The sequence below is a fragment of the Marinibium conchae genome (assembly GCF_015595035.1).
Lineage (GTDB): Bacteria > Pseudomonadota > Gammaproteobacteria > Enterobacterales > Alteromonadaceae > Glaciecola.
In genome coordinates this window covers 201666-226157 of the sequence record NZ_JADNRN010000002.1, presented here as the reverse complement: position 1 = coordinate 226157, position 24492 = coordinate 201666, and the positions used below count along the sequence as shown (strand labels likewise).

The window sequence follows — 24492 nt, the reverse complement described above, 5'->3', positions numbered from 1 at the left end:
TCGTTGCATTCAGCGGCTCGTCCGCTGCAATGCTTTGATAGTTTTTTCTGGTCCTAACAACGCTATAAGACCATTAGCTATCGTATGCCGCCAACCTAGATGGGAGTGTCCTCCTTTATATTGATAATATTCGACTTGGTAGCCTTTTAATTCCAACACATCTCTAAGTTGACGATTAGTACCAACAGCCGCCAAACCGAGGTCATACAATCCCACATCAATGTAAAACTGAATGTTTTTTTGAGGTGATTGCTTGTAGCTTTCAATAATTTTTCCCTCGAATTCAGGGTAAATAGGCCAATTTGTATTCTCACCCAATGTATAATACAAAGAACCTGATTGCGAAAGCACTGAGCCAATAAGTTTTGAGTGGCGATATGCAGTATACATAGCAGCAAAACCAGCTCGGCTAGGTCCAGATACTACAACACTCTTTGGGTCTATGTTGATATTGTAGTTTTCTTTAATCCAAGGCAGCACCTCCAGCGCTACGAAGTCTGTCATTTGCTCACTGATTAAATCTTCTGAACGATTTCCCTGATTTAGGATGAAGACTACAATGGTTGGCCCTATTTCTTGCTCATCAATTAAGTTATCGATTATTGTAGGTAGGGGTGTCCACCCATGCCAAATCGGTCCTTTTTCAGGACTAGCTGAATAGTTTTGGCCGTCAAATTGAAAAACAAGGTTATGTGCAACCTCTTGATTATAGTCAGCAGGTAAATAGACCATAATCTCCCTTTTCTCACCCATCAGTTTACTTTCTAGAGTAAAATCATGAGTAGTCCCCTTAGGTACGTTTGACTTGTGTAATATGTGCTCAGACAACGGTGCATCAGGGCCAATAACTGCACCATCGTAGATATGCTTCATGGAGGTTCGTTCAAGGTTAATTGCATCCTTAACTCTCGTTCGTTTAAATTCGTTCACGCCATAAGCGAACCATGCGTCACTAGGAATTGTTTGAACACAGAAATAAATGTTGGTATTCCCTATTTGCCTGAACCGCAATCCATAAAAATCAGGGCCTCCAGACTGCATAATATAATCTGTGTCATCACTCCCTTTCGCAAAATAGGTTACGGTCACAGTATTCGCTTCTTCGTTATTACTTTCAACGATATGTTTTACTGTGAGTGAATTGTAAAATTCGAGTGCGGCTCGATCGTTTTCCTGTTGATGTAGCCAAATTTTATAAAGTGTGTTTGTGGGATATTCTGCTCTGGCAATTTTCTCATTAGCTGGCGTTACCACAGCGGCATTCGTTAATTGGGTAAAGAGTAGTAGCGATATAAAAATTACAAAATTATTCATTAACAATCCTTGCTGTTTATGAAGATGCAAAAAACTAACACCCCGCATAACGGGCAAGTTTAAGTACGGACGCTTTGAGCGAAGCGAAGGCCGCACGTAAAGTTGTCCCAGCGACCGAAGGGAGTGCGTTTATGCGATTGTTATGTTGCCTGATGTATTTACGATTTTGACTAAACATTTAATGCCTCCTTGCGTTAACCATTTAGCTAAAACAATACTCGTTTGCCGTCAAAACAACAACTGATGCTGACCAGCGGAAATCAAACATTATGCGCTCGCGAACCCGAAAAAAGTTTCTGAGAGAAAGAGCTTACTCCTTTTTTAAACGCTTAATTGCCCATTTGCCATAATTTGCTACAAAATCCTTAGCTTCCGACAGTGTTTCAGGATATGGGATACTGTCATTACTTCCTGGAACGACTCTTATTTTCTGAAACAGGAAACCATGACTGACCAAATATTTTATTTTTTTCCATTGCATAGAATCACTTTTTTTAGGTGGCTTAAAATTTCTACCTAAATTGAATGAATCGCCCTTACAAATAGGGCAACTAATAACATCAGGGTAATCACGAGGTAGCCTGTTAAAGTGTCGCATATTGCTCGTTTTACAAATTAAACAGACAAACGACATAGAGTATTCTGGCCCTTCAGTTTTTTTTGTCTTTTCAGGAATTTTCCGAGTGCCTGTCTGCCTTCGGACTTCCATTCTCACTTGCTTATCCATAGATAGCTAACACCGCATTGAGGGGAGGCACGTACGTCCCAGTGACCAGAGGGAACGAACTCTAACGATTTGTTAGGCGCGTGTCTGCTGTTTCCTTTGTCTCGATGGTTCAAAGCTATCATATCTTGGAAGTTTTGTATCTAAGTCATCCCAATTTGCTTTTGAGGAAACAAAGTTATGTGAAATGGGTCTTTCTTTGATTTTGGAGTCTAAAATACCGAGGCGAATTCTTAGCCTCTCTGTATTATCTGCGTTAGAGCTGTATATGGGTGAGGCGCAGACTGAGCAGAAATACCTGTTTTTCCCAGGCTTGAATTTATATGTCCCTAGTTTACTTTGTGGGTCGATGACAAGAAACTATTACTATGGTGTCACTCTCAACCGCATAAACTAATCGATTTGTATCGTCGATTCTGCGAGACCAAAACCCACTCAAGTTCTCCTTTAGAGGCTCTGGTTTGCCAATATACGTAGTCCTTCCAAGATTCATCGGTCCATGACAATGCCCTTTTACTATCCATCAAATTCCTTTGAGTACGCTCAGCGTTTTTATATTGAGAAATAGGTTTCGCCAAATGAGCAGCATTTGCAGGTGATTTCAGTAAGTAAACAGTTTCCTTGCGTTAGTAACACTCGTGCCATAAGCCTATTAAGCTCTATTTCTTGTGTTAAATGTTCTTTGGAAAACGTCATATTAAGCAGTATTCGACAAACAACTTCTAGTCATAGGCTAGCTATTACAGAAAGCTAAATATTTCTCACCACGAATATCCCTTGCTTTCCTTACCAAAAAATCACCGTCTTATAATTTCAAATATTTTTTGAAAAAAAACACATTTAATTTGCGATCAAAAAAATTAAAAAGGCACAAAAAAACACTTAACTACATGTTTTAATTAATAAAAATTCCGAGACTTATCCGTGACAAAAAAAATACTATAAGAAAACCAAAGCATTACCATTTCAAGATTTCTTTTCTCAAATCTCCTCTAAATTAGATGACGTGGTCAAGGAGCAACACTCATGGCTAACAAATACACAACTTGGAAATGACGCAATAACAAGTGCATTTTCAAGTTAACAAAAAACGAAAAACCTTTATGTAGGTTTTAGTAAAAAGAGGATAGATGATGAAACCAGTTTATAGATCATTACTACTATTAAGCAGCTGCCTGACGGTTGCTTCGTTAAGTGTAGCAAAAGACTCAGCAACATTAACTGCTAGTAATAGTAAAGACAAAAAGCCTTCATTGAGTGTGGTAGTAGACGGTATCAGAAATAATGCCGGCGATGTCGCTGTTACCTTATGCCTTGCGGACCAAGCCTTTCCGAGTGGTTGTACAATCAGTGAAAAAAGCTCTGCACAAAAGGGCAAAACTACCATTAGTTTTGCAGGCCTTGAAGACGGCGAGTACGCAGCGGCTTTATTCCACGACGAAAATGCAGACGGCAAACTTACCTTTATTCAAGAGGGAATTGCGTTTAGCAACAATTCCAACTTGGAGTTTGGTCCTCCTAAATTTGAACCTGCCAAATTTACGGTCAGCGGTAACACCGTAATTAATATAGACATGCGGTATTTCAACTAGAAGGGATATCCCATGAGACTTAAAGCTTCTGGTGATTGGCAGCCAAATGGCTGCGTGTCACCACCAGAATTGAGTGAACCCATCCCACTCAATAGCAACACCTATCTTGGATGGAAAATAATAATGTTTAATAAAAAGGAAACATAAAAATGGCTAATCAAAACACTAACTTTGACTTTGCAGATATCGATCTTGACAACCTAGACGTAGACGGCCTTGAGGTTGTAAGTCTTAAAGAAGCAATGGCGTTACCTGAAACTGGTGCTTCTTCGGGCATTAGTTCAACTAACTCTTGCTCTAGTTGTGGTTCGAGCTCTTGCATGTCAGTAGCTTAAGCCAACGGAATAAATCGCCCAGATTGAGGGGCGGTTTATTCTAACATGTTTTCGTTTTATCTAAGGTGCACTGAAGTCCCGTGGATTTATCGTGAACAATCTTTGAAATCTATTTACAGAGGATTTGACCATGACCGCACTTTCACCCAAATTTGACGATCTCAACTTAGCATTAGCTGACTCTGAACAAGCAGCTGTAATCGACTATAAAAACGTTTCTTTGTCTTACGGCAAAAAAAAAGCACTCAATGATGTTTCCGTCAGCCTTAAACCTGGCCAAATTATAGCTTTGGTTGGTCCAAATGGCGCCGGTAAATCGACATTTGTTGAAGTTCTGATGGGTTTAAAAAAACCCCAGTCTGGTTCTGTCAGTGTGCTAAACATCGACATTCTAAAGCACCCACAACAACACCTATCAAAAATTGGTGTGCAACTTCAAGAAACTAAAGTTTTCTCTAAGTTAAGCGGTCGAGATTACTTACAATTTTTCAGCAGACTATACGCAGAGACCTTAGCTATCGAAGAGATTATTGCAAAGCTAGATCTCGAGGATTTTATCGATCAGCGAATCGACAACATTTCTGGCGGACAAAAGCAACGTATCGCGCTTGGTCTAGCAATTATCAATAACCCCGACCTGATTATTCTTGACGAGCCTACGGTTGGACTTGATCCAATCGCTCGCAAACAATTTTGGCGCTTTATTAAAGCATTGCAAAGCGATGGTAAAACTCTGTTGTTTACTACTCATTATATGGACGAGGTACGTTCATTAGCATCCCATGTTGTGGTCCTGGCCAATGGCACGGTGGTTGCTCAAGGCACTCCGGATGAAATTGTGCGCTACAGCACTGAAAATCAGCAGGCAACACTAGATGATGCCTACGAAATTCTTATTGAACAATCTGCAGGAGCACAAGCATGAACCTTACATCCCTCAAAGCATTTTTCATCTTAGATATGAAAATCACATTTAGAGAAAGAGTTTCTCTAGCGATGTTGCTGCTCATGCCAGCTATTTTCTATCTATTTTTTGCATCTTTTTACAATACGCCTACCGAGGGCGCGACAGGTCTTGACTATTATAACAATTACACTGTGAGTTTTGTCAGCATCATATTACTAAGTATCGCCCTGATGAACTTAGGCCCAGTGATAGTAATGTCAAAAGAGGCCGGGTTTTACAAACGCTTGATGGTAAGCCCGCTTAACATGTCAGAAATATGGTTAACCTCGATTTTGCGAGCACTGATCATATTTACCATTGGCTATGCCGAAATGATTCTTTTGGGTTATTTAATGTTCGACCAATTACCTCAAGCATCGATTATCCAGCTTGTTATTCCAGCGTTAATCTCGGCTTTTGCTTTGTTGTCCTTGGGCTTTTTAATTGGCGCTTTGTTTAACGCATCAGTAGCAGCATTTAACGTCGGTATGATCATTTTTCAGCCCATGATGTTACTTTCAGGCGCAGGCTACCCACTTGAGCTAATGCCTGAATGGGCTAAAACCATTTCGTATTTCATTCCTTTTACTTACGTCGTTGAGATCATGCGCTTAGGTTGGTCCGACAACTTTTTCACACAACAATCAGTGCTGCCCTGTTTAATACTTGCTTTGATGGGCATTGCCTGCGCTGTGATTTCCGCTAAGACCTTCAGAAGCCAAGCGCTTTAATAATAGGGAGTTAATTATTATGTCTTTCAATAAAAACGAAGCTCAACAACAGTTAAATCTGAAAGATTTGTTGGTTCATCCAAACTATATTATGCGAATCGGCGGAGAACCAATTAGTAAGATAAAAGAATTAGAGAGTGGCGAAACTATTGCGGTATTAAAGCAAAAAGAAGCTCTCAACGAGGCGCTTTCTAACGAGGTCTCTGCGGCTTGTGATGAGCTTGAGAGCCTGATACCCAGTCTTGAAATAAAAGAAAGCTGCAGAGCTGCAATAAATCTAAAAAGAGCGTTATTCAACCGCAAACGCGTTAAAGATGAATGGTTATTGCAACTTCAAAACGAATTACCAAGTGCTTTGCAGTTGCTTATTAAGGACATTGACTCAAAATTTCTGCAGTTACAAACTATCGACGCAGACGCACTTCAAGCATATGACAATGAAGTGACAGCAAGCGCAGAGGGTGTTCACAATTTATTGGAACACGCTAACTTAAGTGACGGCCTCAGCTATAGCAATCCTGACTTGAAGAAAAAGCTAATAGAAGGGGTAGGTTCCAAAGGGCAGAAGAAGCTTAAGCAAAAGGAAAAGCGAAACCAAGAAGATGCATTACTTCAGTATTATGCTCGATGCTCTACCAAGACAAGCCCACTATCTTCATTTACCGTCGCTCACGTAGGCCAATGGCAAAATAATAAGAAAAGCGCTGACTGGCAGATAGACTTTGAAAATACACTTGAGCGTCGTGTTGAATTTAAAGCAGGCTTGATGCAGCATTTACTGTCTGCTTTGATTGATAATTACCCCTTAGCCTCTACGCTTTTCAAGCTCCAGCTCAATAGCTCTTTAGATAAACAAGATGGAAAAATAAAACTATTTTCAATAGCCCCAGGACAAGAAGGAAGTGGACGCACTTGGGGCACCGGCTTGGTTGAGTCCGGACTGAACGAAAACGCTATTATTCAGTGCGTTGAGCACGTATTGAATTCAGAAGCGTCGGGTAAGTTGATGGTTGCAGATATTTGTCAGAGAGTTTGCGAAGTTGCTCCTAAGTTAACACCCGAAAACGTCAACAATTTCATTGGTCGTTTATATCAACTGAAGTATTTAGTCCCTGACACCAATTACAAAGAACAGCAGGACCATTTGCAGTGGGGTATGCAGATTTGCAATACTTTTGATGCTCAAATGGACACCGATCTGTCTAGTAACTTAGTCAACATTCGCGACATATTAAGTGATTTACTGAAGCCAGATTGTCAGCAAAGAGATGAAAAAATTCTAGCTATTCGGTCCGAAGTAGAGAATTTTGCAACAAAACTTGGGGTTGATAAAGATAGCCCGCTATTTCGCCCTTCATTTTATGAAAACTGTTATCTACAAAAACGAGCTCAAGATCTTGATGTGTCTGTTTTAGAGCCGTTTTACACTGAGCTGAGCGTTCTGCATAAAGTCTCTTTTCTTTTAGACTTTAATCAAGAAGTACGTTCATACATGTCTGATTTTTTCGTTGCCAAATTTGGGGTGGATGGGATTTGCAGCAATCCTCAGGCGTTTTTAGAAGAGTTTGATGAAGTCTACTCTCCAGGCGTCATAGGTAGTTCCATAGATAAAGAACGGGCAGCCCCACAATTAGAAACGAACAAAGCGATGTTTAACGCAAAGGAAGCTTTCGATGATCTTTTAGTGCCTTTTCTACAAGGCAATGAAAACGTTCAAATAGATCCAAAGTCTTTGGATGCGGTGTTTGAGTTAATGCCTAATTCAGTAACTAAACGCAGCAGTTCATATAGCTATGCTGTGCAAATCACTGAGCAAAAAGGTAACAGTAAAATGGTGCTTAACCAAGTATTTGGTGGCCGCAGTTCGATAATGTCGCGCTTTATGGAAGTGCTGGACGACGCTCAAATTGAGAAGCTTCAACATTATTTAGAGCAAGGATCAGAGTATCGCAACATAGCAGAATTGTCTGGTGTATTTGGCTTTAACGCCAACAGACACCCTTCGGTAATTAACAAAGAGTTAGTTATCCCCCCATTCGCAAGCTCAAGGGACGAAACTCAAAAGTTATTTCTCAAGGACCTGTCCATCGCTTTTGATCAAGAAACGCACACACTTGTTTTCAAAGATCACAAGGGTAAAAAGCTTGATCTTTGGTATCAAGGCCTATTGATTCCATCTTTGCTACCGCGCCTTCATCGCTTATTGTCATTAGGTTTCACCGATGGCCCAAGTCTTACAATTATTAAGTCACTGATTGAGCGAAAATTAGTTAGCAGTAGTAAGCCAGGTATTGTTCCCAGAGTATCCTTAGGTAATTTAGTGTTATTTCGTCGCTCGTGGATCATGCCCTATTCATGCATTCCGAAAGCCGATATGCCACCGCAAGACTTCTTCTTTGCGATACAGCAGTGGAAGGAAAAATATAAGATTCCAACAACCTTCTTCTTGCGAGCTTTGCCTTTGGTAGAAAACAAAGAAGGCGAAGCAGAAACCAATAATATTGATTGGGAAAACATCAACTTCAAGGATATGAAGCCTTTTTATGTTGACTTGGATAGCCCTCGTTTTACGCGCTTGATGCAAAGAATGTTGAAGCGGAACGGCTTTACTCTTTGTATTAGTGAACTATTACCAGACTTAAATGCTTATGCATCGAATGTAGATAGTTTGGCTCATGTGTCGGAAATGCACTTCGAACTCACCAAACTTGCTGAGACTCAGGCTGCCAAGGCCAAGAAGTGGCATGTCGTTAGAGTGGCCTATTTCGATCAAGACAAAACACGATTAATGTTGGAGCCCATAACTGAGGCTATTGAGTACGCCAAAAGCCATGCTCACGTAGAAAAAGTCATGATGCAACCACATTGGAAGTTTGGTCCTCATGTAGATGTAATGATTTACACAGATGATGATAGCTTTAATCAAACTATCTATCCTCACTTACAAATGCAGTTAATAAACTGGCTAACTCATAACCCGAGTACCACAGCGCTTGACCCACAGGAATATGAAGTACTGTCGCGTAAAATAGGCATGTTTGAATTGGAAAGAGGCCCTTTTTTACCGCTACTTGAAAATAACAGTGTATCAGTGGTGGATTATGCACCAAGTGAAAACTCTCTCCTGGACGCATTTTCAAAAAGCAAGGAGCAGGTACTTAGTGACTCTACAGACTTACTACTAGAACTTCTTAAAGTAAAACAGTCTGATCCAGATGCCTTCTTTATGGCCCTGTTAGGCATGTTAGCGATAACAGGCCATTCGTGTCTGATTAAAGGTCTGGCCCGCGGGTACATGTCGCTTCGTTCCCACGCAGACTATTTCTTTTCTGCACATGACAGAAAAGGGCAATTGAAAGCCAACTTTGATCAACTCGATGAGCGCAAAGCAAAGGCAATTGACGAACTAGTAAAAAAACTGTGTGACGAAGATTTTGACCAAGTAGCGCTACCAAAAGAGCTCCAAACAATACTTCAAAAATGGCATCAAATAACCACTTCTATGACCGAGAGACATGTCGGCATAGTCGAGCAAAACCACGCTCAACTCTCTGCTCAAACAAGCCATCTTGAGAAGGCAGAGTCGCTTAAAGACACCTTGCCAGAAGATTTTGTAGCAACCTTCAGTAACAAATCGATCACTGAGTTAGGTGAATTCTTTATCAACTCTGAAGAAGGCCAAAAAGCACAAAAATCAAAAGAGTTTATGGTCTATCGAACTAACGTAAATTTCTTTTACTTGCTACTACCTATTTTAGAAGTATCGCCTATCCAAAAGTTTTGTTTATGTCACCTCATCGCTAATTCAGCGGAAAGAATATTCAATCTTGATTGGCGTGAACTTATTGGTTTATCAAAGGAGGAGACCTCGCTATGAATGATTTAATCGAACATTACGGAACTGGGCAATTTAAGCTGAAAAGTTATGTCTATTTTGGGCAAACAGACCACGGCGTATTCTTTGAAGCAGGCAATGATTCATTTGTTTTAAAAGGCAAAGGTTTATATCCGATCGTGAGTAAATTTATGCAAGTGATGGATAACGGAGCTTTAGTTAACGAATTTATCAAGCAGGTACCGGAAAAGTTACAGACAGTATTAGTCACTCTGTTTAACTCTTTGCACCAGAAAAGGATGCTTCACCCCGTTTACGACAATGAAGTAAACATGCCTGTTAACAGAGAACACACTCTGTCAAATGAACTCAAACACTATGCAGAAGATAATTTGGGCGTGCTAAATGCAAGAAAAGGGCTCGACAAGTGGCAGAATACACATATTGCACTTATCGGACACGGCATCGCGTTAAAGTCAGCGTGCAAAGCATTGCTCGATTCGAATGTGCACAGCATTGATATTTATTGGCAAGAACACGCAAACTCCTTTGCAAGTTCAGTTGAAGTGCAATCACTTGTTCAGTCAAGCAAGCACAAGGCTACTGTCGTTACGCTAAAAAGTGAACCAATTGACGAGCAGGCTATTGCAGGCACTGATTTGGTCCTCATTGCAAGCGATGAGTGCGATACCAAGCTATTTGATCAACTACAACAGTGGGCAGGTGAGGCAGCAAAAAATTGCTTCCTAGCCAGTGTATTTGACGGAGAAGCACTCTGCCTTCCCTTACTCACGGGGCGAAACATTGGTTTGGAAGATGCATTATTTTGGTCCAAACTTCGCAGAACAGAGGCCGATCATAGTCCAACATCACTATCCATACTAGGCTGCCTTGCGGTTCAGAATGCACTGTGTCATTGCCTTGGTATTAATGTCGATAGCCTAAGTCATTCATTCAATCGTGTTTCAGCACATTTGGAGGTAACAACCCACCCATTGCTTGCGGCAATCACTAAAAAATCATCATCTAATGCATTTTCCACTTTTACTTACCCTAGTCACTTCCAGCTACCTGATGACCGTATATTGGCTGACTACGAAATCTATAAAATGCAACTTGGTCCGTGGTTCGATGAGAGATTTGGTTGCCTCGCTATTGGCAATGATGAGTCGGTTAAACAAATGCCTTTGTTTCAATTCCCGATTCGTATCACCTTACCTGATACCCAAGCTACTGATGTTTATGGTTGGGGGATTGACCTAGCGCAAGCAGGCACTTCAGCATTACGTTATGCCTTGCAAGCTCTATTAAATGTTGCTTTTGAAAACCAAGTACTTGCAGTTTCCTTTGATGAGGCGCAGTGGAAGGAGCAAGCTCGAGTTGAAGCTATTGTCACGAGTGACACCTTTGCTAATCACTATCATTGGACTTGGCTAGAAGAAAATGAGCTCACCGACGCTAAGTGTAAGATGTTATTGCGTTTATTGAGTTATCAATCTGAACAACAATTTCGTATTCAGTTACTAGCGCTGAAAGGTGCCGACGTTTATGTAGCGCAAGTTTATTTAAAAGATGAGCGCATCGTGTCTGCGGCAGCTGGCAACATAACAGACGCAGTGTGTGAGGCTTTAGGGCAATGTTGTAGCCACTTCCAATTACAAGAATCACAACAATCTGATTATTGGCAAAATAGGCATCCGGGATTTAGCCCTCAAAAAGTGCGTAGCGCCTGTAAAAATCTTGCCGAGACATTGGCTCAAGCGTATAGCGTTAACACTATTCACGTAGATTATCATCGAGTAAATCCTTTTGGTTTCCCAGACTCAGTGATTTGTGGGTTTGCGACTGTCAAAGAGGAGTTAGGAGCATGAGTTGGTCAACCATAACTGTAATCGCAGGTGCTGGCAGTAATGCTCTTGCTGACCTACTAATTGAAACCGTGGGTATCGACACACAGTGCAACATATCACTGGCAGATATAGATAGTATAGAAACTCCAATAAATACCAGTAGTCTTGTGCTTGTTGCAGCAGATTTCAGAATTGACATGCCCCAGGTGATGCAGTGGCAGTCAAAATGCCGCCAAACAGGAACGCCAATGTTGTTGGTGAGTCAGTCACCAGGAACAATCAATATAGGACCATTCATACGCAATCAACAAAAAGACTGCATCGGCTGCTGGCACAAGTGGGTGGATAACAACCATCGCTTACCTTCTATCGACCAAAACGCGTCTAATAAAAACGCTTTAATAGCGCAAAGCCCATGGAGCCCTGCGATGCCGAGCGTTTTCAACGCACTATTCGCTGGTACCTTGGAACGTCTAGTTGACTTAGATATCGATACTGAATGTCACTATTGGCGATTCAAAATAAAAGACTTCCAGTTTTCAGAGCACGTTTATAACAATTTACCTCAATGCTTATTTTGCGAAAACGAAAACCTTGATACAGCTGAAGGGGCATACATCCATTTTTCGGAGCAATTACGTGCCGATCCAAAGGATGCCAGAGTACCCAACCCGAAACTAAAATTGGCAGGCATAAAAAAGCAATTTGTTGACCGACATAGCGGTGTAATTAAACACCTCTATCAGAGCATCACCTCAAGCCTGATGCCGATGTATACGGCTGAAATGCAGTTAGTAGGTTCAGATGGTTTTGAATCGGGTTTTGGCCGTGCAGAAACTTCACAAAAGTCTGAGATGATTGCAATATTAGAGGGTATAGAGCGCTTTGCAGGCTATAGCCCGAAACGAACAAAAACCAATGTTCGAGGAAGCTATGAGTCAATTTTGGAATCTTACCCAAATCAATGTGTGAATCCTGAAGACTTTATTCTCCATGACGACAATCTAAAAGGTGAGAGCTTCGCTCTTCTCAATTACGAGCCCACCCTAGAATACAATTGGTGCTGGGGCTTTTCGATGAAGCATCGTCAGCCAGTTCTTATTCCTGAACAACTGGTTTACTACCGCCTAGACCAAACGCCACATCAACCCGTCAATCGTTTTATATATGATTCAAGTAACGGTTGCGCGATGGGTGGCTGCATTGAAGAAGCCATTTTATGTGGTTTATATGAAGTGCTTGAGCGTGATGCCTATTTGACGACATGGTATAGCCGAGCAGTACCGGACCGCATTGACAACGCCACAATTAACGACGACAAAATCAAAGCGCTCATTGCTAGAGCAGAGTCAGAAGGCTTCGAAATCTATCTTTTCAATATGGTCCTGGATATTCAAGTTCCAGTTGTCTGGGCGATGATTGTTGACCCTACTGAGGATGCACAGGTTAAGTCTTATTGTGCTTCTGCCGCGAGTGGCAAATGGCATGAAGCTATTTTTTCCGCCTTGGTAGAAGTAGTCACATCCATGGGGGTCTATCGTCATTCCATGCCTGATATGCGTGAAAAAGCACTCGCTTTACTAGAAAAAGATGAATTGGTTGTTGATATGCCTGATCACGTACTTTTATACAGCGCACCTGAGTCTTATGCTCGATTGAACTTCTTACATCAAGGCAAAACAGTGAGTTTAGAAGAGTGTGAACAGAGCCTGCCTTCGTTGTACGAAAAAGATCTCAATAAAGAGTTACATGCTCAAATAGAGAAAACGCTTAAGGTTGCGAGCGACGTTATTGTAGTCAAACAATCTTTCGACAAAATGGAAGAGCATGGATTGCACAGTGTGAAAGTAATGGCACCGGGCTTAATGCCAGTAACATTTGGTCACCAGCATCGTCGAGTAAGCTTCCCTAGACTTGATTCTGCAACGAAAGCAAAGGGGCAATGGCTGAAGCATTTCAATGCTGAAAACATTAATCCTTTTCCTCATAACTTTCCATAGGAGCGGCAGTCATGACTCAGTTCAATCAATTAGAGGCTTGGGTAATGTCAACTTATCAACGCCTAGAAAGATTAGACGTTCCGGTGTTCGATACCACAATAGAACGTGAGGTTTTGCCATTACAAGAATCTTATGAAATGGCTCAGCTGAAAATGTTAAGCACTGATTTGCCAGCAGAGTGCATGTCTATTAGTGACTATTTGCAGGGAAAGCATAGTGTCAATTCGACTCTGAACGATACCAGCGCAAAGCTTTCATTATTATTTCGCTACCTCGCCTCTCCTATGCGTTACGAGCCATTTAATGAAAACCCAGTGCACAAAGCAGTACCCTCTGCTCGTTGCATGTATCCCTTAACATTCATCATGATAGTTAACGACAATAATAAGCCTCAAGCATATAAATATTGTCCAGACTTTCATGCGCTACAGGTTATTGATGCGCCATTCTCTACCGATGATACACATAGTAAAAACAGCGTAAGTATTTTGTGTATCGGAAATATTTGGAAAGCAGCAGAAAAGTACGGAGAGTTTGGGCATTTTCCATGTGTGCTGGAATCTGGGCACGCATTTTCTCAACTGCATTTGTTATTAGGCATGCTTGATTGGAAAGCGACCAGCTCTGATTTTGATATTCATACTGGACATCAATTTTGTCATAGCGTTGTCGACACCCCCTTATTTAGCGTCGGCATTGATGTTGGCGAGAACTTTTCATCAAGTGTTGAGGATATCCTCAATATCAACCAGCTAAGACATGTTACGGTTAGACTGCCTACAGTACTTGAAAATAAAGGTCTGGCTGAGCGTTTTGATCGTTTGGGCAATATGCAATCAATCTTTTCCGCTGGCGAGTTTTTGAGTCCAGTGGCTGACTCCAGAAATAACACTCTTGAAAACCTGAGAGTAGGCGCAAAAGGCTTGCTTGATACACTAAGGAGCCGACAATCTGGGAACGATAGAAGTGGTATGTCCCCGGTTGTGCAAAACTTACCAACGGATCAACTCGAGCAAATATTAAATTTGTTCAACGCTCTGCGTGCTCGTAGAGGTGTGTGTGCAGAAGAGGAGCTCCTCAGTTTCAATTTTGCATGGTTGGCTGACAGTGGCGCCCAGCCAGGCCTGTATGATGAATTTGGTACGAGCTTGGCCGTAGATATTTCTGCTCAAGAATTGAAACAAAAAATCCAAAACATCTTGCCATATAAAATGATGCGCTATAACACGTCGGCAATGACCTTGGTTTGCTTTATCACCACAGAACCTCTCGATGCAATTCATGACTTAGGCGAATCTGCTTTTCGCAATATGCATATTAGCGCCGGTGCGGCTGCGCAGGATCTAAGCGTTGCAGCTGCCTCGCTTGGGATGTTTTCTCGCCCTGTACGCATGATGAGGGAAGAAAGAGTTGAGCAAGCCTTGCCAGTAAAAGGCCATGTTCTTTATCAGGTCTTGTGTGGATTTAACCGTCGGCACAACCTAACTTTTGAGGTGCTCTAATGAACACGCAAACTCCACGCTGGCACGCGGTACATATCTTTTTATCAGATCCTCAACAAACTGAGTCTTTTTTGGTTGATGTACTTGCACCAAACGCCCAAAAACTGCTTCAAGAAAAACGAATTAGCCAATGGTTTTTTATACGGTATTGGCAAGGCGGGCCTCATCTTAGATTCCGTTTTTTCTGCAGCGATTCGAATCTTATAAGTGAAGTCATCGATACGCTTTCTGTTGCTGCGCAGCATTATAAAGCACCAAAAGCACTTACTAAGGAAGAATACTACCAACAACACAGTTTTGATGGCGAAGCCCAAGACATAGAAACCTTAGCATGGTATTCGGATGGCAGTGTTGTTCCAATTGACTATGAGCCGGAATATCAGCGCTATGGTGGCAAACATGCATTATTGCCCAATGAAACACTTTTTTGCCAATCAAGTCATCTTGCTAGCGCATTGGTGAAAGCAACCAAAAGTAATATCGCGGCTAGAACAAGTATCGCTTTATCTCTCATGCTCACAACGGTTTTGGCTTACACCTCAGATACCAAAAAACTACGCGATTTCTTTTTTGGCTACGCTACATACTGGCAGCAGTATTCACAGCAAAATGCTGTTTTATTTGCCAAAGAAATGAAGAATGAAGCGCTTGACCCCAAGCAGCTGATGGCGGTAACTGAATTAATTCAGAATAAATCATCCGCAAAGGAAAAGTCGAAAGCAGGTATACAACAAGCTTGGCGAAATGCGGTAGAAGGCCTAGTTGTTGATTTAACTTACATTTATAACAACGGAGAACTCAACTCACCGTTTAATAATGACGTGGTCAATCACAAGCCCGAGCCCCACATTTTGCACATATTGTCGTCTCAAATCCATATGTTGAATAATCGCCTGAGCATGACCCCTTCATTTGAATTAGTACTTTCATTGAAGCTTGTGAAAGCCCTCAATTACATCATAAAAACCAAAGAAGAGGAGAAAGACAATGAAAACTCTCTCATTGCTTAAGGAACTTATTCTGGCTTATAAGCTGCGTATCGCACTCTTGGCAATCGCCAGCACCTTAGCATTTTTAACTTATGGTGTTTTAGGTTCATTTAAGTATTCCCTTAATAGTGGTGATGCAAGTGTGTCTGAAAGTCGTTTAATCGTGACGCATAAAATGGGCTTAATGCAAAGTTTACCCTTGGCCTACCTAGAGCAGATTCAACAGCTACCTGGTGTTGAAAGTGTAGGTCATGCTACGTGGCAAGGATTATATTTTCAGACCCAGAAGAACATGCCGATGATTTTAGCGGTAAAGCCTAATGAGTGGTTTGAGCAACATCCCGACATGGTGCTTGATACACAGACTAAGCAGCGTTTCCATAGTGAAAAAGACGGCATATTGGTCAGTGAAGCTTTAGCAAAAAAATACGATTGGAATGTGGGAGAAATTATCCCTCTTAAGAGTTTTATTTTCATGCCGCCAGATAACAAGCCAGCATGGAATTATCGCTTAACGGGCACCTTTCATAGCGACGAAAGTGGTGGTGGTCGAAACTATGCAATTACCCACTATGACTATTTTGATCAGGGCCGCAACGTATGGAATAACACCGTCGGTACGTTTATTGTTAGCCCTACTCCAGGCAGCGACATTATGTCGTTGGCACAGGCAATAGATGCACACTTCATAAACTCTACTCATCCTACATCTAGCAACACTGACAAAGAATTTCATTCAGCGTTCTTTACTCAGTTTGGCAACATCGTGCAGCTTATTAGCATGGTAACAATAATTGTTTTTATCGCCTTGCAGCTCATCGTAACAAGCGGAATGACACTTACCGTAAGACAAATGAGCCGCCAACTAGGAATACTGCGAGTTATCGGTTACAGCAATTTTCAATTATATAACCTCGTCCTTGGCTTGATGTTCGTGATAGTAGGGAGCGGCGTCGCTTTAGGCATTGCAACCGCGGCCGGATTTAACGTCTTACTCACAAGTTCAATGCCACAATTCCTACCGAATGTCTTTCTCCCTATGAAAATCATTGTCGAAGTTTTATTCATTGCGGTCTTTATCGTGTTTCTTGGCACACTTTTGCCAGGTTGGCTGGCGCTGAAAAGCTCAATACTAAGCACGCTAACCATTGAACAAGTAAGTTAACTAGGAGCAAGGAAATGAAAAACAAAACATCTAAAACAGTGTTCAAACGAGAGCGTAGTTTTACGGGTGAATGTTGGGCACTTTCACAAATGAGTCTTAGTAATATTTGGCAATCTAAGTGGTCGAGCCTTTCTATCATTGGTTGTATTTTTTTAATGGTCGCTGTTCAGACAACATTTTTGAGTATGTCAGAAGGTTTTCAGTCTAGCTTAAATTCAGCTGGCTCAGACAATATTGCCGTCATTTTTGATAAACAGAGTAAATCTGAATCTCGCAGCAGAATAAGCCGTGAACAGGTTGAGTTATTGCGTAACCATTCAGTCATCAGAGAAGCAAAGGCCTTGTTTTCCGAAGAGTTCAGGATGACGGTAAGTGTGCTCAGCAACGAGCAAGGTAAAAAGATGAATGTCGCGCTTCGCGGAATAAAAAAAGACGGCATAGCGCTTCGTGATGGCTTCGCAATAACACAAGGACGTCGTGCAGAGGCTGGCCGTTTTGAAATAATTATTGGCGCTAGTCTTGCGGCTAGAATTCAAGGTGCCGAGCTTGGTAACGACATCAATTTGGGTGGCAAAAATTGGACTATCGTTGGCTTTTTTACGCTCAACAATGAAGTGTTTGAAACTGAGATTTGGGGGGAGCTTGGTATGGTTCAAGCCGGCTACGAACGTGAAAACCAGTATCAATCCATTCGCATTGGTTATATTCAAACGCCGGTGATACAACAACTTAAAGCGCTTACCCAAGAGGATCCTCGCTTAACGCTTGATGTTTCTACAGAACGCCAAATATACAGCGACCAAATCAAAGACACTTCCAATGTCATTTTATATCTAGGTTGGCCTCTCGCCATTATCTTAGGCCTTGGCGCTTTGGTTGGCATTTTAAACATTATGTTCATCAGCCTCGAAGCCCGACTGAATAGCTTCAAGATAGTAGGTTTGTTGGGTTACTCAACACCAGCCATCGCATTTAGCATCATATTTGAAACCATACTATTAGCGTTAATTGGAGGCGTAGTAGGTATAGCATTTATTGCCTTGTTAATAGACGGCTCGGCAGCTTGGGCAGTTACTGGCGGGCTTGATACAGAAATTTATAACATAAACGTAGGGCCTTCAACTATTGCGCAAACCATAGGTTTTGCGTCACTACTTGGACTACTTGGAGGCGCCTTACCTGCCTTCAAAAGCTTACATTGGGAGTCAACAAAGCCATGTTAAATCAAAAAAGTGCGAAAGAATCAACATCAACTGTTAAAGATCAAAGCGCTAATCGACGTAACGATATGCTGGGAAGTTTAGCAATGTCTGGTGAACAGCGAAAAGCTAAAAAGGGAAGAGTGCACAAGCGTACCCTGATTTCCTTGAGTGTACTGGCCGCTTTATCTGTCGGATTCTACTCTTCGGATTTATTAGAGATTAGTTTTGCTAAGGAAGCTCACGCAGAGGCAGTTCATGTGGAAAAGCTTGAGAGAAATTCCAAGCTTAAAAGTGCCGCAATGACAGATTTTCAACAAGCTCCCAAAAAGCTGGAAGCTCAAGGTTTTATTATTGCCTCACGAGTTGCCACTGTGTCTTCAAGAGTAATGGGTGTTGTAGAGGACGTAAGAATAGAAGAAGGTGACGCCGTTCAGCTTGGACAAGTGCTGGCATTACTTGACGATAGTCAAACCGATTTAGCCCTTGATCTCGCCTCTTTTTCTCTGGCTGCTATTGAAGCAAGAATTAAGACTGCGGTAGTGGATTTACACGAAAAGACACTGGACTTAAAGCGTGTATCAAATCTGTTTGATAAAGGTTTCGTTAGCGAAGTTGCTATCAGCGAATCCAAGAATCAAGTTAATCGGATGAAAGCATCTTTAGAACAACTCAATGCTGATCTGGATGTTGCGCGAGTTCGTGTGGAGCAGCAAGAGTCAATGTTAAACGATCATGTTTTACGTGCTCCTTTCGACGGTATTGTGGTTGAAATCAGTGCGCAACCTGGCGAAGTTATTGCGCCTAGCGCGGCCGGAGGTGGCTTTACGCGCACAGGTATATGCACCATCGTCGATATGAATTCTTTGCAGGTCGTCGTAGATATCAACGAACAGTTGATTGGTGAAATTGAACTCAATCAAGAAGTCCAAATTCAGCCCTTAGCCTATCGAGACATAAGTCTTTCAGGGCGAGTCAACAAAATCTTACCGCGCGTCAATATAGCGAAAGGCACTATTGAGGTACACATCGAAATTAACGAAAACGACTCTCGTATTCTCCCTGATATGGGCGTACGAGTTGCATTTTTATAGAGGATTCAATTATGGACAAGCAAACAGTATTTACGTTAAGCAATATTACCAAACATTATGGTAGTGGTGATGAAGTAGTAAAAATCTTTGACGGCGTCGATTTTACGCTAAATGAAGGCGATTTTATTGCATTAATGGGGCCATCCGGCTGCGGTAAAACGACCTTACTCAATATACTGGGTGGCATCGACCGCCCCAATCAAGGCGAAGTCCTTTTCAAAGGTACACCGATAGAAACCCTCTCACAATCAGCCCTGACAGATTGGCGCTCTCAATATATCGGCTTTGTTTTTCAAGCATTTAACTTGTTGCCAATGTTTAGCGCTGAAAGAAATGTTGAGTTGCCATTATTACTCACCTCTCTTTCAGCAAAGGAGCGCAGTGAGCGCGTAAAGACCGCATTAGAACTGATGGGTCTATCCGAATGCAGTAAGCGTTTGCCCAAAAAGCTTTCTGGTGGCCAGCAACAGCGCGTTGCAATTGCCAGAGCGTTGGTAAGTGATGCATCAGTTCTATTATGCGACGAACCGACAGGAAACTTAGATAAAAAGTCTTCTGAAGAAGTTCTTAGTTTATTGCAGATGCTAAATCATGACTTCAACAAGACAATCGTAATGGTGACGCATGATCCTAAAGCTGCGACCTATGCTTCACGCACATATCACTTAGATAAGGGGAGTTTCATCAATGACTATTCAAATGAATTCGATGCAGCTTGATAGTCAAGTTAAATTGGCCTTGGTTGAGCATGCTGAGCAAAACTTACCAGAAGAATGTTGTGGAATATTGGCAGGTGAATGGTCGGGAAAAACGCTATCCAAAGTGACTCGAGCAATCCCGATTGATAACTTCGCCTCTCAGAAAAAGAGTACGCAGTTCGAAATAAAAAGCTCAAGTATATTGCAAATAAACCGTGCACTTAGAAAAGAAGGTTTGGATCTTCTTGGGTTTTACCACAGCCATCCAAATGGCCGACCCGAACCTTCAAAAAAGGATCTTGCTGCAAGTACAGCTTGGCCTGGTTACTACCACATTATATTGGCTACAAGCGAGTATGGAGAAACTTCCTTCAACGCATTTATGACAAACAAACCAACTTGGAATCAAATACCTTTAAATGGAGCCCTGCTATGATCACTGTACATATCCCTACTCCCTTACGTCGTTTTACTGGAAACTCAAAACTAATTGATATTGAGGCTAGCACTGTTGAACAAGCACTCAGTAGCTTGGGTAGTAATTATCCATCGCTTGAAAAGCAACTGTTTGATGTTCAGGGAAACCTGCGTCACTTTATTAATGTATTTATCAACAATGATGACATTCGTTTACATGATGGCATTGAAACCAAGCTTAAAGAAGGCGACGAATTGGAGCTTTTACCGGCAATAGCTGGCGGCAATCGCGATGAGTTAACCTCGGTAGAATGGCGCGCTCAATTGGAAGATGAAATTGAGCAGCTACGCCCAGACCAAGGTAAAGCTTGGGTCGCAGAAAACGATGGAGTAATACTTGATGTGCGAACACGAGAAGAATGGGTTTCAGGACACATCCCCGGTGCTATCCACATGGATAAGGGCTATTTAGAGGTTCAAGTAGAGCAAAAAATTGATTCTCGCGACACGCCTGTATTGGTTTACTGTGCATCAGGAGTGCGCTCTCTATTTGCCGCTAGGACCTTGGAAATGTTGGGCTATAAAAACGTAAGAAACCTAAAAGGAGGCATCTTACAGTGGAAGAACAGTGGTCAAAAAATATTTACGCCTGAATATTTGAACACCAAACAACGTCAAACTTATCTGCGCCATTTAGCAATTCCAGAAATTGGTGAAGCTGGGCAGATAAAGCTTCTAAAATCAAAAGTGCTCATTATTGGCGCCGGTGGCTTGGGCTGTCCGGTCGCGATATATCTAGCTGCTGCTGGAGTTGGCACCCTAGGGATTGTAGATGACGATGTAGTTGATAAAACTAATCTCCAGAGGCAAATTCTGCATACCGAAGAGTCGGTGGGCACAGGCAAAATCAGCAGTGCTACCGACAGAATACACGCACTAAATTCATCAGTAAAAGTAGTCCCGTACGAGAAAAGGCTTGACCTAGAGTTAGCTCGTGAAATTTTTGACCAATACGATATCATCGTTGATTGCTCTGACAATTTTGATACTCGATACACAATTAATGATGTAGCTTGCGAATATGACAAACCTGTTGTTCATGGCTCTGTGTATCGCTTTGACGGACAAGTCAGTGTGTTTTGGGCAAAAGAAGGACCTTGCTATCGTTGTCTTTATCCAGAAGCACCACCACCAGAGTTAGCACCGCCTTGTGCCGAAGCTGGCGTATTGGGCGTGTTACCGGGCACAATAGGCCTGCTACAGGCAACAGAAACGATTAAACTTATTGCTAAAATAGGCAGGCCTTTGATTGGGCGTTCATTATGCTATGACGCGTTGAACGCTTCTTTTAGAGAGCTAAAATTCGCTAAGAATACCAGCTGCAGTTGTGCTTGCGTCAGTCACGCCGTTGAACAGGCAAGAGAGGTTGAAGATGCGCTTGTTTAACGAAGACATTAGCTTGCAGAAGCAGTTTGTAAATGGCACTCATCGTACTCGTTCCCCTGAAGAAACAGTCGAGAAGTATTGGCCTCTGGCTAAGGAAATGGGAATAACGCGATTAGCTAACGTTACTGGGCTGGACTATATTGGCATGCCTGTGTGGATTGCCGTTAGACCCAATTCCAGTGGGTTATCGACGTCACAGGGCAAAGGTCTTACTCATCATGCGGCAAAAGCTTCTGCTTTGATGGAGTCTATTGAGTGCTGGCATGCTGAAAACATCACATCACCCTGCCAATTCACATCGCCTACTCAACTCGCACAAACCACCTCGGTGGTGGATATAGAAGAGCTAAATTATTACGCAGCAACACCACCACGAGCCGATTTGCCGATGCCATGGCTAAAGGGTTACGATTTGATTAATAAGATGGAGCGATGGGTACCATTAGAATGCGTTAGCACCAATTATGTCGCCGCTGCTGGAATGTACAATCAAAACTGTTTTGTGCAGTCTACCAATGGACTCGCTGGTGGAAATCATATACTCGAAGCCATAAGTCACGCCTTATGCGAAATTATAGAGCGAGATGCATTGGCTCAAGCTGAGCACGATATGCGAAGCCTTCCTCCTCACCGAGTTATAAAGAAAAATAGTGTCACGGACCAAAACTGTCTTAAAGCAATGCAATTGCTGGATAAGAATGAAATTGAGTATGTGTTAGTCGACCTTAGCAGCGATGTTGGATTACCCGTTATCGGATGCAGTATCGTAGAAAAGGATCAACATCTTGGCTGGCGTACATTGCCAATTTTTAATGGCTATGGGTGCCACTTAGCACCTGAAATCGCGTTATTTAGAGCACTTTCAGAAGCTGTTCAAAGCCGCTTAACACATATATCCGGAACGCGAGACGATATCATTCAAAGTGAGTACAGCCGCGGCGGTAACGCCGACGACCTCGCAAACTTTAGGCAACATATCGAAAATACAAAAGCGGGTGTGGACTTTTCTTCTATTCCCTCTTTAGCGACCAACTCTTTTGATGGCGACATAGAGCTTATCTTGAGTAAATTAGTTGCTATAGGTATTACGCAAGCCGTCGCAGTTGACTTGAGTAAAGAACAACATGCTATTCCAGTAGTGAAGGTAATAGTGCCGGGCTTAGCTGCCCCAAGTGGCATGATGAAGGCCAAAGACGTCAAGTCCCCAAGACGACCATCGCAACAAAATGGAGTGAAAGCCGCATGAATTCTTTTGTCTTTATAGGACCAACTATTTCAGTAAAAAGTGCTGAAAAAATCTTGGATGCTACTTATCTTCCACCTATCGCAATGGGGGATTTGTATACCTTAATCGAAACTAAAGCAAAGCCAGGTGATTGTGTAGCGATTGTCGATGGTCTATTTGAGCAGGTGCCTGCTATATGGCACAAAGAAATCTTATATGCCCTATCAAAAGGAATCCACGTTTTTGGTGCATCAAGTATGGGCGCATTACGCGCCGCTGAACTTCATACATTTGGCATGCAAGGAATTGGTGATATTTTTGAAGCATATCGAGATGGGATATTAGAAGACGATGATGAGGTAACCGTCGGCCATGGAATGGCCGCCGATGGATATAAAGCTCTCTCTCATTCTATGGCCAGTTTACGCTTTGGGTTAGCTGAGTTATTAGAACAGAAAGTAATAAATGCTGGGCAATATGAGCAACTGATTGACCACTCCAAGTCAATGTACTACACCAGAAGAAGTTGGGGGGAAGTCTACCAAAAAGCTAAAGAATTTGGGTTGAGTGAGCTAAAAATGGCTCAAATCAAAAAATACGCAACAGGCTTTGATGCAAAAAGAAGTGATGCTATTCAGCTATTAGAACATTTAAAGGAATTTTCAAATAACGAACAGCCTCAAAAAGACCTTTCCTTCGACTTTCAAAATACCGTCTTTTGGGTAGGTTTGTGTCAAGCACAACAAGCTAAAATCAAATCATTGTTGATAGAAGATGGCAGCAACTTGATTCCCTATGACGAAATATCAAAGCACGCAAGGGCGTTACACCAAGATAAAGACAGCTTGTTAGACCGAGCACTTCTTTTGAATATCGTCGATCAGTTTTTGCAGTCTTATTCACCAAGCAGTGATGAGTTAAAATTAGCACAAATGAAAATACTGGAAAGCAACTCGATTCGTTCAAATAAAGATTTACAAACATGGCTATCATTGCAAAAAGTCACGAATAAAGAATGGTTGTCGATGATAGAAAATGAAGCAAAGCTTGCAAAATATAGACAGCAGAGTATTCAACAGTTAGATCCTATGTTAATTATTGAATTGAAACGGCTTGGACAGTTTTCAGAAATAGAAAAGCGCGTAAGTGCTAAAAATAGCGCTATGCAGCATTTGGGTGTAACAAAGCTAACTCTAGAAGATGCAAATGTAGAGGCTGCAGAGCTTCAACAGTGGTACGAAACACATAGTGGAAAGTTAAGTAGTCAGCCTGAAGAGTATGCGAAAAGTCTTGGATTTGAGACCTTACGCGACTTCATTGATGAAATACTAGGTGCATATATCAGCGAAGAGCAATGCACAAATAGTGTTGAAGGGCTATTGGACAGCGCAGTTTAAGCCTTTGCTCCACCCCTAATATAAACACTGCTT

20 protein-coding genes and 2 pseudogenes are annotated in these 24492 nt (G+C 42.0%); 18 read left to right on the top strand and 4 right to left on the bottom strand.

Translation table 11 applies throughout. From position 1 onward, the window contains the following. Positions 1 to 9: 9 nt before the first annotated feature. From ISG33_RS08800 to ISG33_RS08785, 4 genes and pseudogenes are all read right to left on the bottom strand, one after another. Positions 10 to 1314, bottom strand: coding sequence for an alpha/beta hydrolase (locus tag ISG33_RS08800; protein WP_195733234.1), 1305 nt, complete (start codon positions 1312 to 1314; stop codon positions 10 to 12). A gap of 310 nt (positions 1315 to 1624) precedes the next feature. Further along, positions 1625 to 2041, bottom strand: a complete 417-nt coding sequence (locus ISG33_RS08795; protein ID WP_195733233.1) for a hypothetical protein — start codon at positions 2039 to 2041, stop codon at positions 1625 to 1627. Between the two features lie 72 nt (positions 2042 to 2113). Then, positions 2114 to 2386 (bottom strand): annotated as a pseudogene (locus tag ISG33_RS08790) (GFA family protein); the annotation flags it as partial. Further along, positions 2373 to 2562, bottom strand: a pseudogene (locus tag ISG33_RS08785) (type II toxin-antitoxin system YoeB family toxin). The pseudogenes ISG33_RS08785 and ISG33_RS08790, both read right to left, overlap by 14 nt. 606 nt (positions 2563 to 3168) lie before the next feature. Here ISG33_RS08785 and ISG33_RS08780 point away from each other — a divergent pair. From ISG33_RS08780 to ISG33_RS08700, 18 genes are all read left to right on the top strand, one after another. Beyond that, entirely contained in the window at positions 3169 to 3630 is a 462-nt protein-coding gene (locus ISG33_RS08780; protein WP_195733232.1) for a DUF2141 domain-containing protein, read from the top strand. A gap of 12 nt (positions 3631 to 3642) precedes the next feature. Next, complete coding sequence (locus tag ISG33_RS17155; protein WP_255528879.1) at positions 3643 to 3777, top strand: hypothetical protein; 135 nt, start codon at positions 3643 to 3645, stop codon at positions 3775 to 3777. A gap of 2 nt (positions 3778 to 3779) precedes the next feature. After that, the gene (locus ISG33_RS08775; protein WP_195733231.1) at positions 3780 to 3965 is read left to right on the top strand and encodes a thiazolylpeptide-type bacteriocin; all 186 of its coding nucleotides are present in this window, start codon (positions 3780 to 3782) and stop codon (positions 3963 to 3965) included. Positions 3966 to 4095: 130 nt separating this feature from the next. Further along, positions 4096 to 4890 (top strand): ABC transporter ATP-binding protein, encoded by a 795-nt coding sequence (locus ISG33_RS08770; protein ID WP_195733230.1) that lies wholly within the window; start codon positions 4096 to 4098, stop codon positions 4888 to 4890. Further along, complete coding sequence (locus tag ISG33_RS08765; protein ID WP_195733229.1) at positions 4887 to 5642, top strand: ABC transporter permease; 756 nt, start codon at positions 4887 to 4889, stop codon at positions 5640 to 5642. Before ISG33_RS08770 ends, ISG33_RS08765 begins: the two co-directional genes overlap by 4 nt. 19 nt (positions 5643 to 5661) lie before the next feature. Continuing rightward, the gene (locus ISG33_RS08760; RefSeq protein WP_195733228.1) at positions 5662 to 9519 is read left to right on the top strand and encodes a lantibiotic dehydratase; all 3858 of its coding nucleotides are present in this window, start codon (positions 5662 to 5664) and stop codon (positions 9517 to 9519) included. Further along, the gene (locus tag ISG33_RS08755; RefSeq protein WP_195733227.1) at positions 9516 to 11348 is read left to right on the top strand and encodes a hypothetical protein; all 1833 of its coding nucleotides are present in this window, start codon (positions 9516 to 9518) and stop codon (positions 11346 to 11348) included. The genes ISG33_RS08760 and ISG33_RS08755 overlap by 4 nt, the downstream gene beginning before the upstream one ends. After that, positions 11345 to 13327, top strand: a complete 1983-nt coding sequence (locus tag ISG33_RS08750; protein WP_195733226.1) for a TOMM precursor leader peptide-binding protein — start codon at positions 11345 to 11347, stop codon at positions 13325 to 13327. The genes ISG33_RS08755 and ISG33_RS08750 overlap by 4 nt, the downstream gene beginning before the upstream one ends. 11 nt (positions 13328 to 13338) lie before the next feature. Then, positions 13339 to 14829 carry a nitroreductase family protein gene (locus ISG33_RS08745; protein WP_195733225.1) on the top strand — a complete coding sequence of 497 codons (1491 nt, stop codon included), beginning with the start codon at positions 13339 to 13341 and terminating at the stop codon, positions 14827 to 14829. Next, the gene (locus ISG33_RS08740) at positions 14829 to 15839 is read left to right on the top strand and encodes a thiopeptide-type bacteriocin biosynthesis protein (RefSeq protein WP_195733224.1); all 1011 of its coding nucleotides are present in this window, start codon (positions 14829 to 14831) and stop codon (positions 15837 to 15839) included. Before ISG33_RS08745 ends, ISG33_RS08740 begins: the two co-directional genes overlap by 1 nt. Further along, entirely contained in the window at positions 15817 to 16983 is a 1167-nt protein-coding gene (locus ISG33_RS08735; RefSeq protein WP_195733223.1) for an ABC transporter permease, read from the top strand. Before ISG33_RS08740 ends, ISG33_RS08735 begins: the two co-directional genes overlap by 23 nt. 14 nt (positions 16984 to 16997) lie before the next feature. Further along, the gene (locus ISG33_RS08730) at positions 16998 to 18206 is read left to right on the top strand and encodes an ABC transporter permease (protein ID WP_195733222.1); all 1209 of its coding nucleotides are present in this window, start codon (positions 16998 to 17000) and stop codon (positions 18204 to 18206) included. Then, positions 18200 to 19276, top strand: a complete 1077-nt coding sequence (locus ISG33_RS08725; protein ID WP_195733221.1) for an efflux RND transporter periplasmic adaptor subunit — start codon at positions 18200 to 18202, stop codon at positions 19274 to 19276. The genes ISG33_RS08730 and ISG33_RS08725 overlap by 7 nt, the downstream gene beginning before the upstream one ends. Before the next feature lie 11 nt (positions 19277 to 19287). Continuing rightward, positions 19288 to 19995 carry an ABC transporter ATP-binding protein gene (locus ISG33_RS08720; protein ID WP_195733220.1) on the top strand — a complete coding sequence of 236 codons (708 nt, stop codon included), beginning with the start codon at positions 19288 to 19290 and terminating at the stop codon, positions 19993 to 19995. Further along, on the top strand, positions 19964 to 20410 hold the full coding sequence (locus ISG33_RS08715) for a M67 family metallopeptidase (RefSeq protein WP_195733219.1): 447 nt from the start codon (positions 19964 to 19966) through the stop codon (positions 20408 to 20410). Before ISG33_RS08720 ends, ISG33_RS08715 begins: the two co-directional genes overlap by 32 nt. Then, positions 20407 to 21837 (top strand): molybdopterin-synthase adenylyltransferase MoeB, encoded by a 1431-nt coding sequence (gene moeB, locus ISG33_RS08710; RefSeq protein WP_195733218.1) that lies wholly within the window; start codon positions 20407 to 20409, stop codon positions 21835 to 21837. The genes ISG33_RS08715 and moeB overlap by 4 nt, the downstream gene beginning before the upstream one ends. Then, on the top strand, positions 21824 to 23083 hold the full coding sequence (locus ISG33_RS08705) for a YcaO-like family protein (RefSeq protein ID WP_195733217.1): 1260 nt from the start codon (positions 21824 to 21826) through the stop codon (positions 23081 to 23083). Before moeB ends, ISG33_RS08705 begins: the two co-directional genes overlap by 14 nt. Next, a complete protein-coding gene (locus ISG33_RS08700) occupies positions 23080 to 24459 on the top strand; it encodes a TfuA-like protein (RefSeq protein WP_195733216.1) in 1380 nt (459 codons plus the stop codon). The genes ISG33_RS08705 and ISG33_RS08700 overlap by 4 nt, the downstream gene beginning before the upstream one ends. The last annotated feature ends 33 nt before the right edge of the window (positions 24460 to 24492 follow it).

Coding starts and splice junctions, on each gene's coding strand:
- ISG33_RS08800 (WP_195733234.1), bottom strand. CDS start 1,314: ATGAATAATTTTGTAATTTTTATATCGCTACTACTCTTTACCCAATTA.
- ISG33_RS08795 (WP_195733233.1), bottom strand. CDS start 2,041: ATGGATAAGCAAGTGAGAATGGAAGTCCGAAGGCAGACAGGCACTCGG.
- ISG33_RS08780 (WP_195733232.1), top strand. CDS start 3,169: ATGATGAAACCAGTTTATAGATCATTACTACTATTAAGCAGCTGCCTG.
- ISG33_RS17155 (WP_255528879.1), top strand. CDS start 3,643: ATGAGACTTAAAGCTTCTGGTGATTGGCAGCCAAATGGCTGCGTGTCA.
- ISG33_RS08775 (WP_195733231.1), top strand. CDS start 3,780: ATGGCTAATCAAAACACTAACTTTGACTTTGCAGATATCGATCTTGAC.
- ISG33_RS08770 (WP_195733230.1), top strand. CDS start 4,096: ATGACCGCACTTTCACCCAAATTTGACGATCTCAACTTAGCATTAGCT.
- ISG33_RS08765 (WP_195733229.1), top strand. CDS start 4,887: ATGAACCTTACATCCCTCAAAGCATTTTTCATCTTAGATATGAAAATC.
- ISG33_RS08760 (WP_195733228.1), top strand. CDS start 5,662: ATGTCTTTCAATAAAAACGAAGCTCAACAACAGTTAAATCTGAAAGAT.
- ISG33_RS08755 (WP_195733227.1), top strand. CDS start 9,516: ATGAATGATTTAATCGAACATTACGGAACTGGGCAATTTAAGCTGAAA.
- ISG33_RS08750 (WP_195733226.1), top strand. CDS start 11,345: ATGAGTTGGTCAACCATAACTGTAATCGCAGGTGCTGGCAGTAATGCT.
- ISG33_RS08745 (WP_195733225.1), top strand. CDS start 13,339: ATGACTCAGTTCAATCAATTAGAGGCTTGGGTAATGTCAACTTATCAA.
- ISG33_RS08740 (WP_195733224.1), top strand. CDS start 14,829: ATGAACACGCAAACTCCACGCTGGCACGCGGTACATATCTTTTTATCA.
- ISG33_RS08735 (WP_195733223.1), top strand. CDS start 15,817: ATGAAAACTCTCTCATTGCTTAAGGAACTTATTCTGGCTTATAAGCTG.
- ISG33_RS08730 (WP_195733222.1), top strand. CDS start 16,998: ATGAAAAACAAAACATCTAAAACAGTGTTCAAACGAGAGCGTAGTTTT.
- ISG33_RS08725 (WP_195733221.1), top strand. CDS start 18,200: ATGTTAAATCAAAAAAGTGCGAAAGAATCAACATCAACTGTTAAAGAT.
- ISG33_RS08720 (WP_195733220.1), top strand. CDS start 19,288: ATGGACAAGCAAACAGTATTTACGTTAAGCAATATTACCAAACATTAT.
- ISG33_RS08715 (WP_195733219.1), top strand. CDS start 19,964: ATGACTATTCAAATGAATTCGATGCAGCTTGATAGTCAAGTTAAATTG.
- moeB (WP_195733218.1), top strand. CDS start 20,407: ATGATCACTGTACATATCCCTACTCCCTTACGTCGTTTTACTGGAAAC.
- ISG33_RS08705 (WP_195733217.1), top strand. CDS start 21,824: ATGCGCTTGTTTAACGAAGACATTAGCTTGCAGAAGCAGTTTGTAAAT.
- ISG33_RS08700 (WP_195733216.1), top strand. CDS start 23,080: ATGAATTCTTTTGTCTTTATAGGACCAACTATTTCAGTAAAAAGTGCT.